Raw genomic sequence first — 17,346 nt, forward strand, 5'->3', positions numbered from 1 at the left:
TCTTGCAATCCGGTTACCGCAATTCCTCGGTTGTTCAATTGCTTCGGCGGTTAATGGCCGGTGCCGGCCTTTTTCTTCGCCCCTGCGGCAGACGCGAAGCGCTCGCGCAATTCCTTGCCCTTGCCGGGAATGGTCTTCTGGCGGGCGCGGCCGAAGGCCAGCGCATCGTCCGGCACGCTTTCGGTTATGACGCTGCCCGAGGCGATGTAGCCGCCCTTGCCGATCGTAACCGGCGCCACCAGCGACGAGTTCGAACCGATGAAGGCGCCCTCGCCGATGTCGGTGAAAAACTTCGAGTAGCCGTCATAGTTGCAGGTAATGGTGCCGGCGCCGATATTGGCCCCCGCGCCCACACGGGCATCGCCGATATAAGTCAGATGATTGACCTTGGCGCCCTCCTCGATGACCGCCTGCTTGACCTCGCAGAAATTGCCGACCTTGGCCTTGTTGCGAAGATCGGCACCCGGCCGCAGCCGCGCGAACGGCCCGACATCGCAGTTGGAGGCAATGGTTGCGCCTTCGATGTGGCTGAAAGCGTGGATCTTGGCGCCGGTTGCAATTTTCACGCCCGGTCCGAACCAGACATTGGGCTCGACGATCGTATCGGCGCCGATTTCGGTGTCGTGCGAGAAATACACGGTCTCCGGCGCGATCAGCGTTACGCCCGACAGCATCGCCTCGTGCCGGCGACGCGTCTGCCAGATGTCTTCCGCCTGCGCCAGTTCGGCTCGGTTGTTGATGCCTAGCGCACTCTCGAAGCTGGTTTCGGTGGCAACGACATCTACGCCCTGCGCGCTGGCGATCTCGACGATGTCGGTGAGATAGAACTCGCCCTTGGCGTTCTTGTTGCCGACCTTGTCGAGCAGTTCGAGCGCATGAGCGCCGGCCACCGCCATCATGCCGGCATTGCAGAAGCCGATCTTCTTTTCCTCGGCGGAGCAGTCCTTCTCTTCGCGGATGGCAGTCAGCTTGCCGCCCTTTTCGATCAGCCGGCCATAGCCGGCCGGGCTGAGCGGACGGAAACCGATCACCACGACGGCCGCGCCATCGGCAAGCTTTCGCCGTGCGGTCACCAGGGCTTCAGCATCGATCAGCGGAGTGTCGCCGAACATCACGAGAATGTCGTCATAACCCCTTGATATTGCACCGCGTGCGGCCAGCACGGCATGCGCGGTGCCGAGCCGCTTCTCCTGCACGAACGTCTCGGCCTTGGGGGCGAACTTCGCCGCAGCCTTGCGCATTTCCTCCGCCCCATGGCCGATCACCAGCGCCTGGCTGGCAGCACCGGCGGCCCCGGCCGCCTTCACAACATGGGCGACCATCGGCAGCCCGGCGATCTGGTGCAGCACCTTGGGCAGAGCGCTCTTCATGCGCGTGCCTTCGCCGGCGGCGAGGATGACGGACAGACAGGATCTCTGGCTCATGGAAGGACAACCATCTGAAAAGGGATCAGGAATCGGAGAGTGGTAGCATCTGGCGTCATGCTGCACCAATGCGGTTAAATTCCGGTGAGGTGATGAGGCAGTTCACTCTCGATCAGCGGATCTCTACCCCAGCCGGCCCAGCACCGGAAATGTCTCCAGCAGCCAATAGGACACCGTCTGCACGCCACCGGTGAGGAAGAACACGCCGGCGATAACCAGCAGCGCGCCGATCGCCTTTTCGACGCGGCCGAGATGGACGCGGAACCTGCCCAGGAAGCGCATGAAGGCGCCGGAGAACAGGGCAGCAATCAGGAACGGAATGCCGAGGCCAAGCGAATAGGCGGCAAGCAGAAGAGCGCCCTCGCCCACCGTCTCGCGGCCGCCGGCCAAGGTCAGGATCGGCCCCAGCACCGGGCCGATGCACGGCGTCCAGCCAAAGGCGAAGGCCAGCCCCATGACATAGGCGGCGACCATGCTGGCAGGCTTGCCCTGCGACTGAAAGCGCGCCTCGCGCGACAGAAGTGGTATGCGCAGGATGCCGAGGAAATTCAGCCCCATCAGGACGATCAGCACCCCGGCCGCCATCGCCAGCGGCTCCTGCCAGACGCGCAGCCACTGGCCGATGGTCGAGGCGCCGGCGCCAAGCGCCACGAACACGGTGGAGAAACCGAGTACGAAGGCGAGCGAGGAATAGATGAGCGCGCCGCGGGCGCCGGCCTTGGCCGTGACGCCGGCACCGCCACCGCGAAAGTCGTCGACCGACACGCCGGCCATGTAGCAGAGATAGGGCGGCACCAGCGGCAGCACGCAAGGCGACAGGAACGAGATCGCCCCCGCTCCGACCGCGCTGACATAGCCGATGTCCAATGGCATTCCAGAACTCCAGATTCCTTGGCGCCGATATAGCGACGCAAAATCGTGTTCGCCAATCACCATCGTGTGGAATTTGGCTACAGATACGATCCGGCCGGACGAATTGTTGTCGGCCAATCCCAAGTTGACCAAGCCGGGGAAGAAATGTCCCTCGCCGAACGTTCACAGAGCGAAGCCGCGGTTTCTGCGCGCTTCGTCGGATCACCAGGGAGATTTCCATGAAAAGCATCACTGTCGGCCTGGCCGCCCTTCTGCTCAGCACCGCCGCATCCTTCGCCGCCGAAGCGTGGAAGGAAGCGGAAGTCGCTGGCACCAAGATCTACACCGATGCCAACGGCATGACGCTCTATACCTATGACAAGGACGAGAAGGGCAAGACCAACTGCTATGACAAATGCGCCACCAACTGGCCGCCGCTGAAGGCCGAGGACGGCGCCAAGGCGGACGACGAATGGACCATCGTCGACCGCACCGACGGCACCAAGATGTGGGCCTATGACGGCAAGCCGGTCTACACCTTCATCAAGGACAAGAAGGCCGGTGACGTCACCGGCGACGGCGTCGGCGAAGTCTGGCACATCGTCAAGGCCGACTGATCGTCCGAACCTCTATCCCGCACCCCATCGGCGGGACTCGGCTGGCCGCCGGCTCCAAGCGACCCGGCGGCCAGTTCGGCATTTACGGGCAGCACGAACTGGTCGCGGCACCTTTCCCGGTGGCTCGAAACACGAACCCTCCCAGACAAAAAATTTTGTGATCTTCTCCATACACTCTAAGAGTGTATTGCGGCACACGCCTCCGCATTTTGGCCGCTTGCCCTTGACCGATCGCAAAAGCGCGGCCATGTGAGCGACCAATTGAATGCGTCACGCAGCGGAATTCTTCTGCCGCCCCCACAGCTGATATGAGACCTCATGGACGTCGTCGTCGTCGAATCGCCGGCCAAGGCAAAGACAATCAACAAGTATCTCGGCAAGAACTTCAAGGTTCTGGCCTCGTTCGGCCATGTCCGCGATCTGCCGGCCAAGGATGGTTCGGTGCGTCCCGACGAGGATTTCGCCATGTCCTGGGCGGTCGACACCGCTTCCGGAAAGCGTCTCACCGACATCGCCAACGCGGTCAAGGATGCCGATGGCCTGATCCTCGCCACCGATCCGGATCGCGAGGGCGAAGCCATTTCCTGGCACGTGCTGGAGGTGCTCAAGCAGAAGCGCGTGTTGAAGGACAAGCCGGTCAGCCGCGTCGTCTTCAATGCCATAACCAAGTCGTCGGTGCTGGAAGCGATGGCCAATCCGCGCCAGATCGATGCACCATTGGTCGATGCCTATCTGGCTCGCCGCGCACTCGATTATCTCGTCGGCTTCACGCTGTCGCCGGTGCTGTGGCGCAAATTGCCGGGCGCCCGTTCGGCCGGCCGCGTCCAGTCGGTGGCGCTGCGCCTGGTCTGCGACCGCGAATCCGAGATCGAGCGCTTCATCCGCGAGGAATACTGGCAGATCGCTGCCCTCCTCGGCACGCCACGTAACGACAGCTTCGAGGCGCGGCTGACCGCGTTCGAGCGCAAGAAGCTGCAGAAGCTCGACATCGCCAGCAAGGCGCAGGCCGACGATATCAAGGGCATGCTCGAAGGCGCGACCTTCAAGGCTCTGTCGGTGGAAGCCAAACCGACAAGGCGCAATCCTGGCCCGCCCTTCACCACTTCGACGCTGCAGCAGGCGGCATCGTCCGGCCTCGGTTTTTCGGCCACGCGCACCATGCAGGTGGCGCAGCGCCTCTATGAAGGTATGGAGATCGGCGGCGAGACTACCGGCCTGATCACCTATATGCGAACCGACGGCGTGCAGATGGCGCGGGAGGCGATCGACGCCGCCCGCGACACCATCGCCAAGGAATTCGGCCCAAGATACCTCCCGGAAAAGCCGCGCCAGTACACAGCCAAGGCCAAGAATGCCCAGGAAGCGCACGAGGCGGTCCGCCCGACCGATTTCATGCGCACGCCGGCTTCGGTCAGGCAATATCTCGATTCCGACCAGCTGCGGCTTTACGAATTGATCTGGAAGCGCGCCATCGCCAGCCAGATGCAGTCGGCCGAGATCGAGCGCACCACGGTCGAGATCGAGGCGGTCAATGGCGCCCGCACCGCGGAGCTTCGCGCCGTCGGTTCGGTCGTTCGCTTCGACGGCTTCATCGCCGCATACACCGACCAGAAGGACGACGACGCCGAAGACGAGGAAAACCGTCGCCTGCCCGAGATCCGTGCCGGCGAGCAGCTGGCCCGTCAGGCGATCAATACCACCCAGCACACCACCGAGCCGCCGCCGCGCTATTCCGAGGCGTCGCTGATCAAGAAGCTGGAAGAGCTCGGCATCGGCCGTCCGTCGACCTACACCGCGATCCTGAAGACGTTGGAAGACCGTGACTACGTCACCATCGACAAGCGCCGGCTGGTGCCGCAGGCCAAGGGCCGGCTGCTGTCGGCTTTCCTCGAAAGCTTCTTCGAGCGCTATGTCGAATATGACTTCACGGCCTCACTCGAGGAAAAGCTTGACGAGATTTCCGACGGCAAGCTCGCCTGGAAGGACGTGCTGCGTGACTTCTGGAAAGATTTTTCCGGCGCCGTCGCCGACATCAAGGAACTGCGCGTCACCGACGTGCTCGATGCGCTGAACGAGGAACTGGCGCCGCTGGTGTTCCCCGCGCGGGAGGATGGCTCGAATCCCCGCATCTGCCCAAAATGCGGCTCCGGCAATCTGTCGCTGAAACTCGGCAAGTTCGGCGCCTTCGTCGGCTGCTCCAACTATCCGGAATGTTCCTTTACCCGCCAACTCGGCGACGCCGCCAACCCGAATGGCGAGAATGGCGGCGGCGAGGACGGCACCAAGGTCCTCGGCAACGATCCCTACACGGCAGAGGAAATCACGCTGCGCTCAGGCCGCTTCGGTCCTTATATCCAGCGCGGCGACGGCAAGGAAGCCAAGCGCTCCAGCCTGCCCAAGGGCTGGACGCCCGACGCGATCGACCATGAAAAGGCCTTGGCGCTGCTGTCGCTGCCGCGCGATATCGGCAAGCATCCTGAATCCGGCAAGATGATCTCCGCCGGGCTTGGCCGCTATGGTCCATTCGTTTTGCATGATGGCACCTATGCCAATGTCGACAGCATAGAGGATGTGTTCTCGATCGGCCTCAACCGCGCTGTCACCGTGATCGCCGAGAAGCAGCTGAAGGGCAAGGGCGGCCGCAATGGCGGCACCGCGGCGGCGCTGAAGGAACTCGGCGACCATCCCGATGGCGGCGGCAAGATCGTCGTGCGCGATGGCAAATACGGGCCCTATGTCAACTACGGCAAGGTCAACGCGACACTGCCCAAGGGCAAGGATCCGCAGTCGGTGACCGTCGAGGACGCGGTGGCGCTGATTGCCGAGAAGGAAGCCAAGGGCGGCGGCAAGAAGCCGTTCCGCAAGGCGGCAGCCGCCAAGGCCCCCACAGCCAAGAAAACCACTGCCAAAACAACCACTGGCAAGAAAACCACAGCCAAGAAGTCGGCGACCAAGAAGCCGGCGGCGAAGAAAAAGGGATAGCAGAGTGGCGCGCAGGATCACCGGTAGAAGCCACGGCGATCCGCGCACCGCCGACACGAGGGCCAAGGTCAAGGACGACTACAGGCCCTCGCGTGACGAAATCCTGCGCTACATCGCCGAGAACCCCGACCGCGCGGGAAAACGCGACATCGCCAAGGCGTTTGCCTTGCGCGGCGACGACCGCATCTGGCTGAAGGACATTCTGCGCGACCTGCAGGACGAAGGCATCCTGACCAAGGAGCGCAAAGGGCTGGCCCGTGTCGGCGCCCTGCCCCATGTCGCCGTGCTCGACATTTTCGGCCGCGACGGCGACGGCATCCTGCTGGCGCATCCTGCCGAGCCCGTAGGCACCGGCGAACCGCCCGTCGTCTCGATCCGCGTCTCGCGCGGCGGCAATGGCCCGCAGCCGGGCATCGGCGACCGTGTGCTGGCCAAGACCTTCCCGACCGACGAGGCGACCGGGCCTGCCTATACGGGCCGCGTAATGAAGATTTTCGAGAAGCGGACAGATGCCGTGCTGGGCGTCTTTCGTATCCTTCAGGACGGCACCTTCCGCATCGAGCCGGTGGAACGTCGCCAGCCCGAACTGATCGTCGACAAGGAATTCCAGAACGGCGCCAGGAACGGCGACCTTGTCGAGGTCGAGCCCGCGCGGGCCTCCCGGTATGGTTTGCCGCGCGCAAAAGTGGTGGCGGTGCTGGGCTCGCTGACCAGCGAAAAGGCGGTCTCGATGATCGCCATCCACGCGCACGACATTCCGCATATCTTCCCGGCCGACGTCATCGCCGAATCCGAGGCGGTAAAACCGGCGACGCTTGCTCACCGCGAGGACTGGCGCGACCTGCCGCTGGTGACCATCGACCCGGCCGACGCCAAGGACCATGACGACGCCGTCTTCGCCACGCCCGACCTCGACGAGAAGAACCCCGGCGGCGTGATCGCCACGGTGGCGATCGCCGATGTTGCAGCCTATGTCCGCTATGGCACCGCACTCGATCGCGAGGCGCTGAAACGCGGCAATTCTGTCTATTTCCCCGACCGCGTCGTGCCGATGCTGCCAGAGCGCATCTCCAACGACCTGTGCTCGCTGCGCGAAGGCCAGGACCGTCCCGCGCTTGCCGTGCGCATGATTTTTGCCGCCGATGGCCGCAAGCTGCGTCACACCTTCCACCGCGTCATGATGAAATCGGCGGCAAAGCTCGCCTATCCGCAGGCCCAGGCCGCGATAGACGGCCTTCCTGACGACAAGACCGGCCCGATCCTCGATACGGTGCTGAAGCCGCTGTGGGACGCCTACGCCATCCTCAAGCGCGGCCGCGATGGCCGCCAGCCACTCGAGCTTGATCTGCCCGAGCGCAAGATCCTGCTCAAGCCGGACGGCACCGTCGACCGCGTCGTCGTCCCGGAGCGGCTCGACGCCCACAAGCTGATCGAAGAATTCATGATCCAGGCCAATGTCGCCGCCGCCGAAACGCTGGAAGCGAAGAAGCAGGCGCTGGTCTACCGCGTCCACGATGCGCCGTCGCTGGCCAAGCAGGAATCGCTGCGCGAGTTCCTGCAGACGCTCGGCCTGTCGCTGGCGCGTGGCGCGCAGATGCGACCCGCCCAGTTCAACGGCATTCTCGAGCGCGTGCGTGGCGCCGACAATGAGGGGCTGGTCAACGAAGTGGTGCTGCGCTCGCAGAGTCAGGCCGAATATTCGCCCAAGAACATCGGCCATTTCGGCCTCAACCTGAAGCGCTACGCGCATTTCACCTCGCCGATCCGCCGCTATGCCGATCTGATCGTGCATCGCGGGCTGATTGCCGCACTTGGGCTCGGCCCTGGCGGGCTGACGCAGGACGAAGAGACGCGGCTGGAAGACGTCGCGGTGCTGATCTCCGGCACCGAGCGCCGCGCCATGGCGGCCGAGCGCGACACCGTCGACCGGCTGATCGCTGCCTACCTCGCCGAGCGCATCGACGACCGGTTCGACGCCCGCATTTCGGGCGTCACCAAATCGGGACTATTTGTCCAATTGCCGCAGTTTGGCGCAGATGGCTTCATCCCGGTGTCAAGTCTGGATGGCGATTACTATATATATGACGAAACCGCGCGATCGCTGTTCGGAGAACGCACCGGCAAGGGCTATCAGCTTGCCGACCGCGTCGAGGTTCGCCTGATCGAGGTGGCGCCTATGGCCGGCGCGATGCGTTTCGAGATGCTGACCGACCCGAAGCCCCTGCCCGGCTCCAAACGGTCGTTTCACAAGGCAAAAGGCCGCGCCCGCGCGTCGCAATCGCGCCCGGGGTCGCGCGGCAGGAGACGATAATGGCAAGCGAAATGGGAATCCAGAAGCAGGTTTTCGGCGGCGAACATCATTCGGGCCGAGTCGCCCGCCCGCTGTGGACGGCGATGAAGCGCGGCGCCCTTGGCCGCTGCCCGCATTGCGGCGAAGGCAGGTTGTTCGCCGGCTTCACCAAAAGTGTCGACAAATGCGCCGTGTGCGGTGAGGAGTTCCACCACCACCGCGCCGACGACCTGCCCGCTTATCTCGTCATCGTCATTGTCGGCCACATCGTTCTCGGCGCCTTCATGGGCGTTGAGGCGACCTCGACGCTCTCCATGTGGCAGCACATCGCCATTTGGGTGCCGTTGACCATCGTGCTGTCGGTCGCTCTGCTGCAACCGGTCAAGGGCGCCGTCATCGGACTGCAATGGGCGCTCTATATGCACGGCTTCGGCGGCGAAAAAGACGGCACCGAGCCGCATCCCGGAACCTAGTTTGCGTCAGGGCAATGTCGCCTGGCGCAACATGCCGACCGTGAAAGGCCACTTTCGTTTGCCAGAAGTTTCCGCTAGGTCCTGCGCATGGAAGGTATGACCAAGGCGGAAGTCAGCAGGATGGACCGTGGCGCAGCCGCCCACAGCGGCCTGCCCATACGCCCGCGCGATGCCGCCACCCTGATCCTGCTCGACCGCGAGGGCGACGAGATTCTGGTGCTGATGGGCCGGCGCCATGCAGGCCACGCCTTCATGCCCGGCAAGTTCGTCTTTCCCGGCGGCCGCACCGATTCGGCCGACAGCCGCATAGCCGTTGCCACCCCATTGCTCCCGGAGGAAGAAGCCAGGCTGACCGCCGGCGTCGGCCGCATCAGCCCGTCGCGGGCCCGTGCCATCGCGCTCTCGGCCATCCGCGAGACTTATGAGGAAGCCGGCCTGCTCATCGGCCGCAAAGGCTCGTTCGCAACCGACAAGCGCGACTGGCAGGGCTTTGTCGAGCACGGCGTCCAGCCTTCGCTGGCGCCGCTGCGCTTCATCGCCCGCGCCATCACCCCGCCCAATCGCGTGCGTCGTTTCGACACCCGCTTCTTCAGCGCCTGGCGCAGCGATGTCGCCGTGGAACTGCCGGGTGGCGGCCCGACCAATGAGCTGGAAGAACTGGTCTGGCTGCCGCTTGTCAAGGCCAGAGAGGCCGATATCCCCGACATCACCCGAACGATCTTGCAGGAGCTGGAGACGCGGCTTGCCGGCGATCCGCGCCTGCGACCCGGTGGGTCCGTGCCGTTCTACCGGCTTATCCGCAACCGCTTCGTTCGCGAAATTCTTTAGAGCAATTCCAGGAAAAGTGTGACGCGGTTTTCCGTCCGGAATTACGCAATATCAAACAGACAGAGTATTCAGGCATCACATGACGGTCGATACCCAGCAAGAGGGCGACGAGCGCGTACATTGGCTACCGATGATCGCCGCGATCTCGTCGATCAGCGTCGTCGGCATCGCCATAGGCCTCGGCATGCCGCTGCTCAGCGTTATTCTCGAGAGCCGCGGCCACTCGGCATCGATGATCGGCCTCAACACCGCGGTCGCCGGCCTTGCCTCGATCGCCGGCGCCCCGCTGGCCACGCCGCTGGCGATGCGCTTCGGCGTCGCCTGGACGATGATCGCCATGATCGCCGCCGGCGCGCTCGCCTTTGTCGGCTTCCACTTCGCGCCGGACTTCTGGATGTGGTTCCCACTACGCGTCGTGCTGCACATCGCGCTGACGGTGCTGTTCATCCTGTCGGAATTCTGGATCAGCACCTCGGCGCCGCCGCGCCGGCGCGGCCTGGTGCTCGGCATCTACGCCACAGTGCTGTCGCTCGGCTTCGCCGCCGGGCCATGGATCTTCGCCCATATCGGCAGCACCGGCTTCTTGCCGTTTGGCGTCATCATCGTCCTGGTCGCGCTGGCCGCAATCCCGGTGCTGGCCGCACGGAATGAAAGTCCCACAATCGTGGTTGACGGCGAAACCAGCAACTTCCTGCGCTACATCTGGCTGGTGCCGACAGCGACCGCCGCCGTGCTGGTGTTCGGCGCCGTCGAGACCGGCGGCTTTGCGCTGTTCCCCGTCTATGGCAACCGCATCGGCTATTCCGAGGCGGATGCAGCCCTCCTGCTCACCATGATCGGCCTCGGCAACGTGCTGTTGCAGATCCCTATCGGCATGATCAGCGACCGCGTCTCAGACCGCCGCTATCTGCTTTTGGCCTGTGCCACGGTCGGACTTGCCGGCACCATCTTCATGCCGTTCTTCGCCGGCAATTGGCACCTGATGGCGGCGCTTCTGTTTGTCTGGGGCGGCGTGGTGGCCGCCATGTACACGATCGGCCTTGCCCATCTGGGCTCGCAGCTCTCCGGCCATGAACTGGCCTCGGCCAATGCCGCCTTCGTGCTCTGCTACGGCGTCGGCATGGTGCTTGGCCCGCAGGCGATCGGCATCGGCATGGATGCCTTCGGGCCCTCCGGCTTCGGCTGGTCGCTCGGCCTGTTCTTTGCCGCCTATATCGCCTTGGTCAGCGCCAGGCTGGTCCGCAAGATCTGGTAGCCTGTCCGTCGCCAGCCTGCGCAATCCTGACGGGATGTCGCCGCTGCTGACAGAACCGTGTCAGGAGACCTCAGCTAAAAGGGTGTCCCAAAAAACCCGAGTTTGAGGATACGGTGATGATCGACAGCGGCTTTGAAACCACATCTCTGCGCATGACGCTTCTGCTGCTTGTCAGCTTCCAGGCCCCGGCAACCGATGTCGACCGCATCATGGACGCCGTGGTCGCGATCGCGCCGCTGGCAATGGGCAAATACGACCGCAACGCCTATCAAACGGCGCACGGCATCGAACGCTACCGACCGCTGGAAGGTGCAGCCGCCGGCGTCGAAACCGAACTGCGCCGCCGCCCCGGCACCGTCGAGGTCTCGTTCGAGTTGCCCGACGACCAGGTGCTCGCCGCCCGCGTCGTCGAGGCGATTTTCCAGGCGCATTCCTACCAGGAGCCGGTGATCCGCATCCAGCCGATCCTCGCCAGCCGCTCCAAGGGCCTGGACGACCGCGCCAATCCGAATCGCTGGTGGAACACCACCGGGGACTGGAAAAAAGCGCTTCCAGTTAAGGAAGAAGCCTAGAAATCCGGCCCCGCTGAGGGCGAGCAACAGCGACCTTACCTTCTCTCCTTGTGGGGTGAGAAGCGGCCTCGTAGCGGACGAAAAGCCAATTGCTTGGTTTTCGAGATTCGAACGCCCTGAGCCTCAGCCTCCATCGAGCCGGTGATAAAACCGGACAACTCATGTGCTACCTAATCCGGACAACTCATGTGCTTACGACACGGCGGCCGCGCCGGGCTTGACTTTCCGGGCACGTTCTTTATGTGTCGCGCCAAGTTTCCCGCGTCCGGGTGTTTTCCCCCGCTCCAGCGGCCAAAACCCCACGAACATAACGGACTGATACAATGGCCAAAGCCGCAAACATCAAGATCAAGCTTCTGTCGACCGCCGACACCGGTTTCTTCTACGTGACCAGCAAGAACAGCCGTACCAAGACCGACAAGCTGTCGTTCCGCAAATACGACCCGGTCGCCAAGAAGCATGTCGAGTTCAAGGAAACCAAGATCAAGTAATCTGGTTTTCATACGCTCTGTCAAAAGCGCCGCCCCTTCGGGCGGCGTTTTTGATTCAAGGCCCCGAAAAGCCAGAACCCTCCGCTGTTTGGCGCGAAGTGCTCATCTCATTTTTTGGCAAAAAAGGGGGCCGGTCGGCGTATGGCAGCGGTACGAGGAGGCCACTATGTGCCAGCGCCGGCCGGCCGACCCCACGGACCCAGGAGATGCGGCGGACCTGAGCATCATGGGGTATTCGGCGAAGCGATGCGGCTGTCTACCCTCGTGCCCGCATCGCCCTTGTTCTTGCACCGCACATTTGCGCAACAATGTTTGAAAATCAATAGTTTCTTAACCAAGCCTGCCGAATCGCTTGGATTAAGGTAAATTCCTAACCCTGTCCGATTGACTGCATAATCGGTGGTCTAGCCTACGCTGCCTTGGCGACGACCCGGTTGCGGCCGCCACTTTTGGCTTCGTAGAGCGCCACGTCGGCACGTTTCATCAACGCCGCGACCGTGTCCGCGCCCTTCAGAACCGATGACACGCCGACGCTGACCGTGACTTCGATCGCCTTGCCTTCAGGGCCGATGGCAAACGGCAGCTGGGCGATTTCAGCGCGAATGCGCTCGGCAACTTTCTCCGCCACCGCGCCGTCCGTGTCCGGCATCACAACGACGAATTCCTCGCCGCCGAAGCGGCAGGCAAGGTCGATACCCCTGACGTTCTTGCGCAGCCGCCTTGCGAACTCGCGCAGCACATCGTCGCCGCCATCATGGCCATGCGAGTCATTGACGGTCTTGAAGCGGTCCAGATCGGTGATCATCACCGACAGAGGCCGCCGCCGCGCCACGGCGCGGTCGAACAGCGTCTGCAAATGGCTGTCGAGGTAGCGGCGGTTGTGCAGGCCGGTCAATGCGTCGGTCACCGCCATCTCGATGGTCTGGGTGACGCTGGCGCGCAGCTGGTCGTTGTAGCGCTTGCGGCGCACCTGCGTGCGCAGCCGCGCCGTCAGCTCCTGCTGGTCGATCGGCCGCATCAGATAGTCGTTGATGCCGAGCTCGAGCCCGCGAATGATGCGCCCCTCCTCGCCTCCATCGGCAATCAGGATGATCGGCAGGAAGCGGGTGCGGTCGAGCGAACGAAATTGCGAACACAACCGCAGCGGATCGAAATCGGCAAAACCGGTCGAGATCAGCACGCACTCATAGGGCGCCTCGGCGGCTTGGAAGAAGCCGGCATGCGGATCGGTCGCAATGTCGAGCTCGGCGCTGCCGCGCAGCATTTTCTGGATGCGCTCGAACGACGATTTGCGCTCGTCGATCAACAGCACCTTCGGCGTGGCGTCCTCCGACGCGAAGCTGCGGCTCAACAGCGCCTCGATGCCGATGTTGCGGGTGGTCGATGCGCGCAGCCGCAGCTCGTCGGTCAGCGACTTCAGCCTGACCAGGCTCTTCACCCGCGTCATCAGCTGCAGATCGTTGACCGGCTTGGTGAGAAAGTCGTCGGCGCCTGCCTCGAGGCCGCGCACCCGGTCGGCAACGTGGCCCAGCGCGGTCACCATGACCACCGGTATATGCGCGGTCGCCGGATCGCTTTTCAGCCGCTTGCAGACCTCGAACCCGTCCATGCCGGGCATCATCACGTCGAGCAGCACGACATCGACCTTGCCGTTTTCGCAGGTCTCGATCGCGTCCGGCCCGTTGAAGGCCGTCAACACCTCGAAATATTCGGCCAGCAGCCGAACCTCGAGAAGTTTGACATTGGCAGGGATGTCGTCGACGACGAGGATCCGCGCGGTCATGTCACAAGGCTCCGGCTGAAGGCATCAGGCATCACCGAGATAGGATTTAATGGTCTCGATGAAACGCGGCACCGAGATCGGCTTGGAGATGTAGGCCTCGCAACCGCCCTGGCGAATGCGTTCCTCGTCGCCCTTCATGGCGAAGGCGGTGACGGCGATGACCGGAATGGAATGGAGGTCGTCGTCCTCCTTCAGCCATTTCGTCACTTCCAGCCCCGACACTTCGGGCAGCTGGATGTCCATCAGGATCAGGTCGGGCCTGTGCTGGCGCGCCAGATCGAGCGCCTCGAGCCCGTTGCGCGTGCGCACCGTTTCATAACCGCTGGCTTCGATGAGGTCGCGAAAGAGCTTCATATTGAGCTCGTTGTCCTCGACGATCATGACCTTCTTAGGCATCGATTTCCCGTCCCGGCCAGGCTTCTGCCCGAAGCCCTGCCGCTATGCGCCCTTGTCGAAGCACACCAAACCCTCGCTCACTCTTAAGGCAATATGATTGACGAAATGGAAACCCGAAGCGGCAAAAGCCATTCGGATTCCACCTCGAAAACCACATTGGATCGGGGCTGTGGCTTGCCGCAGGCGACGCTTGCGATTACTGCGGAAAAGAGACTCATTTCCGCAACGAGAAAGTAGTGATGGCAAACGCAGCGTCAATGCGCGAGGAAGCGGAAACCATTGCCGTGAAGGCACTGGGCTTCGTCGCCGCCGACCCCGAACTCCTGCCGCGCTTCCTGGCCATCACCGGCATCGAGGCGTCCGCCATCCGCCGCGCCGCGGCCGAACCGGGATTCCTTGCCGGCGTGCTGCAGTTCATCCTCGCCCACGAGCCGACCTTGCTGCGCTTTGCCGAGGAAACCGGCACCCCGCCTGCCTCAGTCGGCAAGGCGTTGCGCGCGCTGCCTCTTGGCGGCGAGGACCATGAGCATTCGATATGAGCGACGATCCCGAGACGGCACGCCAGATCGCCGAACTTGCAGCCGACGACCGGCCTCTGCTGATCCTCGATGTCGACGATGTCGTGCTCGAATTCATCCGGCCGTTTCCGCATTTCCTGAAATCGCGCGGCTTCGGCCTGACGCTGGCCTCGTTCCGTCTCACCGGCAACATTGCCGAAACGGCGAGCGGCCGGCTGATCGAACAGCCGGAGGTGACGGCACTTCTCGGAGATTTCTTCGATACGCAGGCCGACTGGCAGAGCGTCACCGACGGTGCCGAACAAGCGCTTGCCAGCCTCGGCGACCGCGCCGAGATCGTCCTTTTGACCGCCATGCCGCATCGGCATCGCGCGGCGCGCCGCGCTCATCTCGATGCGCTCGGGCTGCCCTATCCGCTGTTGACCACCGAGATGGCCAAGGGACCGGCGGTGGCCAAGTTGCGTGGTAGCAAGGGCCGGCCGGTGGTCTTTGTCGACGACCAGCCCGCCAACCTCATCTCGGCACGCAACTCGGTTGCCGACGCCCATCTCTTCCACCTGATGGCCGACAATTCGCTGCGCGCCTTCCTGCCGCCGGTGCCGGACGACGTCATCTCCGTCGAGGACTGGCACGAGGCCGCGCCGAAGATCGCAAGCGCGCTCGGGCTCTGAGTTAGTCGCCTCTGAGTCCAGCGCTCAGGGCTTCGTTGCTGTCCCAGGGCTCGCATCCTGATCGGTGTTGTCTTCCACGACCGGATCAGGCCCCTTCAGCATGGCGCCGTTGACCGTCACCGACCCGTCGTGCCTGGCGTTGATCACCCATTCGATACGACCGCCCGGCAGCGTCTTGGCGAATCCCTTGATGGCCAGCGCGCCGGTAAAAGCCTGCGAGGCCTGCGGGTCCGTCTTCGCCGCCTCCTGCAGGCTTGCCACGATCTTGTCGTAGCCGGTCACGTCGATCGTCACGTTGGCATCGGGCTTCTTGTCGGGGAAGGTCATTTCGCCTTCCATGGCGACCTCAATGTCACCATTCTTGACCGTGCTGTGTCCAAGCACGAACTTTGGTGTCTTGGCCAAGAAATCGGCGGAAATCTCATCGCCGAAATCTGCCGGAAGCGGTGGATCCTTACTGAAATCGAGGGTTTCTATGGTTTTCCGAGCCATACTGTCGAGATCGATGTTGGCGCCGCCGAAATTCAGGTCGAGATCCGTCGGCAGCAACGCAACGGTCCAACTGGGCAGCATCTGCTGCGGTATTGTCAGGCCGGAAACCTTGAATGCGTAGCTGATCTTGCCGTCCTTGGTGATGCCGTCCATGCCGACAACGGTGTTCAGCTGCGCCGCGCCGAAATTGCCGGCATATGTTTCAATGGCAAGGTTTTTGAATGCGTAGGTCCCATCGATCCGTTCCCATAGCGGCAGCGCACCGAGCAGAAGCGTTTTGAACTCTGCTTGATCGGCCTTCAGCCGGGCCTCGTCCTCATGGGCGACGGCGAACGCCAAAAGATCCAGAAGCGGCTTGGTCTGAATGGCCTTAGCGGTCACGTTCACAGCGAGCTCCGGTGCCCGGAGCGCTGCGATTGACCGGTCATCGATTTTGACCGTTTCGACGAAGTCCGCCATCGCCTGTGTGAAATTAAGATCGACGCCGCCGTTAGCCGACTTGCTGGCGTCAAATTTGGAAGAGCCCAGCCCCACGCTCAAATTGGTCAATTGACTGACTTGGCGCGACGTCATCGTCATGCCCGCAATCGAACTGGTGCCACTGGTAAATGCCGCCAGTTTCGGGTCATAGACGCCCGTGAACTTGCCATCCTTGACAACGATTTGCCCGGTGTTCAGGCCATTTGGGCCATTTACCTCGATGGACCCAGTCGTAGAGAAATCCGAGGCGACATCCCAGCCTCCGTCGCTGCGCGGTTTGACCCGCAGCGTGACGGGCGGGAAATCGAACCGCTTCAGATCCTGCTTCGGCATCTTCGCCACAAGCGCCTTCACATCGAAGGTGATCTTGTAGGCACCCTCCTCGGCTGAGATCTTCAAAATGCCTTCATTGAGCGCCTGTTTGCCGACATAGCGAGAGAGCTCATCGGAAAGTTGCTTGGCACCTTGGGCATCGACAGCCTGGCCAAAGGCAGGAGCGCTGAGGGCGAGAAGGAAAGCAAGCGGCAAGACACGGTTCACAAAATTCTCCATTTGACCAAAAAGGAACGCTTCGTTCGTCTGCTATGAAACCAACCTACAGTTTCCACAGGACATCAACAAACGCCGACGGGTAATTAGCCTACAGCACAAGCCGCATCAGCGGCCGGCCGGCCTTGCGTTCGAGGAGCCGCTCGAAGCCGGCCTTTTCGAACACACGCGACGAGCCGACGAACAGCCCGATCGAACGCGAATCGCGCGACACGTCGATCGGACACGCCTCGACCAGCCGCGCCTTGTTCTGGCGGGCAAAAGCGATGCCGCCCTCGACCAGGCGGTGGCTGACGCCCCGGCCGCGCGCGCTGGCGCGGATGAAGAAGCAGGAGATGGCCCAGACGCCGGGATCTACGGCGTCGGTTGGATCGACCGGCGCCGAGCCCCTGCCCCGATTGTTCCATTCGGGCACGTCGGCGCGCGGGCCGATCTGCATCCAGCCGACCGCTATGCCGTCCTCGAAAGCCAAAAGCCCCGGCGGCGGCCCTGCGTCGATGCGCGCCTTGATATGATCCTTGTTGCGCTGTTTGTCGCTGGCCCGCCGGACCGCCGGCGCCATCCGGAAATGCGTGCACCAGCACCCGTAACAGGCGCCCTGCTTGCCGAAAAGATCCTCGAAATCCGCCCATAGGTCAGGCGCCAGCGGCGCTATGGTGGTGCTCATGAGTTC

Annotated in this window: 16 protein-coding genes; 10 read left to right on the top strand and 6 right to left on the bottom strand. The window is 63.0% G+C overall.

The features are described from left to right. Window positions 1–50 precede the first annotated feature (50 nt). Together glmU and X727_RS159045 are read right to left on the bottom strand one after the other, a co-directional pair. The gene (gene glmU, locus X727_RS159050) at window positions 51–1,424 is read right to left on the bottom strand and encodes a bifunctional UDP-N-acetylglucosamine diphosphorylase/glucosamine-1-phosphate N-acetyltransferase GlmU (protein WP_023833734.1); all 1,374 of its coding nucleotides are present in this window, start codon (window positions 1,422–1,424) and stop codon (window positions 51–53) included. Window positions 1,425–1,547: 123 nt separating this feature from the next. Then, complete coding sequence (locus X727_RS159045) at window positions 1,548–2,297, bottom strand: cytochrome c biogenesis CcdA family protein (protein WP_023833735.1); 750 nt, start codon at window positions 2,295–2,297, stop codon at window positions 1,548–1,550. A 218-nt stretch (window positions 2,298–2,515) separates the two neighbouring features. On the opposite strand from X727_RS159045, the gene X727_RS159040 reads away from it, so the two are divergent. The 8 genes from X727_RS159040 to rpmG all read left to right on the top strand — a co-directional run bounded on the left by X727_RS159040 (window position 2,516) and on the right by rpmG (window position 11,784). Continuing rightward, window positions 2,516–2,893 (top strand): hypothetical protein, encoded by a 378-nt coding sequence (locus X727_RS159040; RefSeq protein WP_023833736.1) that lies wholly within the window; start codon window positions 2,516–2,518, stop codon window positions 2,891–2,893. A 318-nt stretch (window positions 2,894–3,211) separates the two neighbouring features. After that, entirely contained in the window at window positions 3,212–5,875 is a 2,664-nt protein-coding gene (gene topA, locus X727_RS159035; RefSeq protein WP_023833737.1) for a type I DNA topoisomerase, read from the top strand. A gap of 4 nt (window positions 5,876–5,879) precedes the next feature. Beyond that, on the top strand, window positions 5,880–8,186 hold the full coding sequence (gene rnr / locus X727_RS159030; RefSeq protein WP_023833738.1) for a ribonuclease R: 2,307 nt from the start codon (window positions 5,880–5,882) through the stop codon (window positions 8,184–8,186). Beyond that, window positions 8,186–8,638 (top strand): DUF983 domain-containing protein, encoded by a 453-nt coding sequence (locus X727_RS159025; protein ID WP_031194788.1) that lies wholly within the window; start codon window positions 8,186–8,188, stop codon window positions 8,636–8,638. The genes rnr and X727_RS159025 overlap by 1 nt, the downstream gene beginning before the upstream one ends. A gap of 87 nt (window positions 8,639–8,725) precedes the next feature. Next, on the top strand, window positions 8,726–9,466 hold the full coding sequence (locus X727_RS159020; protein WP_023833739.1) for an NUDIX hydrolase: 741 nt from the start codon (window positions 8,726–8,728) through the stop codon (window positions 9,464–9,466). Window positions 9,467–9,545: 79 nt separating this feature from the next. Further along, window positions 9,546–10,721: an MFS transporter gene (locus X727_RS159015; protein ID WP_023681570.1), complete on the top strand. Its 1,176-nt coding sequence runs from the start codon at window positions 9,546–9,548 to the stop codon at window positions 10,719–10,721. A 116-nt stretch (window positions 10,722–10,837) separates the two neighbouring features. Beyond that, window positions 10,838–11,293, top strand: a complete 456-nt coding sequence (locus tag X727_RS159010; RefSeq protein WP_023710625.1) for a hypothetical protein — start codon at window positions 10,838–10,840, stop codon at window positions 11,291–11,293. Between the two features lie 323 nt (window positions 11,294–11,616). Next, window positions 11,617–11,784 carry a 50S ribosomal protein L33 gene (gene rpmG, locus X727_RS159005; protein WP_006201775.1) on the top strand — a complete coding sequence of 56 codons (168 nt, stop codon included), beginning with the start codon at window positions 11,617–11,619 and terminating at the stop codon, window positions 11,782–11,784. 409 nt (window positions 11,785–12,193) lie between these two features. Here the strand turns inward: rpmG and X727_RS159000 are convergent, their stop codons facing one another. Together X727_RS159000 and X727_RS158995 are read right to left on the bottom strand one after the other, a co-directional pair. After that, window positions 12,194–13,567, bottom strand: a complete 1,374-nt coding sequence (locus X727_RS159000) for a PleD family two-component system response regulator (protein ID WP_023710626.1) — start codon at window positions 13,565–13,567, stop codon at window positions 12,194–12,196. A 24-nt stretch (window positions 13,568–13,591) separates the two neighbouring features. Beyond that, window positions 13,592–13,963, bottom strand: coding sequence for a response regulator (locus tag X727_RS158995; protein ID WP_023667574.1), 372 nt, complete (start codon window positions 13,961–13,963; stop codon window positions 13,592–13,594). A 239-nt stretch (window positions 13,964–14,202) separates the two neighbouring features. Here X727_RS158995 and X727_RS158990 point away from each other — a divergent pair, with 239 nt between their 5' ends. After that, window positions 14,203–14,502 (top strand): DUF3572 domain-containing protein, encoded by a 300-nt coding sequence (locus X727_RS158990; RefSeq protein WP_023729852.1) that lies wholly within the window; start codon window positions 14,203–14,205, stop codon window positions 14,500–14,502. Then, window positions 14,499–15,152 carry a hypothetical protein gene (locus tag X727_RS158985; RefSeq protein ID WP_023710628.1) on the top strand — a complete coding sequence of 218 codons (654 nt, stop codon included), beginning with the start codon at window positions 14,499–14,501 and terminating at the stop codon, window positions 15,150–15,152. Before X727_RS158990 ends, X727_RS158985 begins: the two co-directional genes overlap by 4 nt. Window positions 15,153–15,176: 24 nt before the next feature. Here X727_RS158985 and X727_RS158980 read toward each other — a convergent pair whose 3' ends face one another. Then, complete coding sequence (locus X727_RS158980; RefSeq protein WP_023710629.1) at window positions 15,177–16,664, bottom strand: hypothetical protein; 1,488 nt, start codon at window positions 16,662–16,664, stop codon at window positions 15,177–15,179. Between the two features lie 100 nt (window positions 16,665–16,764). Beyond that, window positions 16,765–17,340 (bottom strand): GNAT family N-acetyltransferase, encoded by a 576-nt coding sequence (locus tag X727_RS158975; protein WP_023821406.1) that lies wholly within the window; start codon window positions 17,338–17,340, stop codon window positions 16,765–16,767. Window positions 17,341–17,346: the final 6 nt, after the last annotated feature.

This window comes from Mesorhizobium sp. L103C105A0 (assembly GCF_000502215.1).
In the GTDB taxonomy this organism is placed as follows: Bacteria; Pseudomonadota; Alphaproteobacteria; order Rhizobiales; family Rhizobiaceae; genus Mesorhizobium.